At 53.5% G+C, this 299-nt stretch carries 1 protein-coding gene; it reads right to left on the reverse strand.

What is annotated here, in order from left to right; genetic code table 11:
* Nucleotides 1-299 (reverse strand): Ig-like domain-containing protein (locus ACS604_RS18995; RefSeq protein ID WP_474772671.1); only part of this gene is annotated, 299 nt, incomplete at both ends.

The raw sequence follows: 299 nt of genomic DNA on the forward strand, positions 1-299 counted from the left end.
CGTGTGTGGACCGTCTGTTAATGCAGGCAGTGTATTGTCTGCAAGGGTCCAAGTGCCGTCACCATTGTTGGTCGCTGGATAGTCTGTGCCATCGACAGTCACCACCACAGTTGCAGTCGGATCGTTCACGGTACCCGTCAACGCTGGTGTGCTGTCATTGGTTAACACATCATCGAGTGCAACGACAGGTGCAGTAATGTCCGCAGACACCACGCCTGAACCTGGCAATGAAGTATTGCCTGCAGGGTCAGTTGCTGTTGCTGTCACTGTTTGACCGTCAGTCAAGTCACCTGGGTTTG

This window comes from Acinetobacter sp. Li1LvA2, assembly GCF_056156705.1.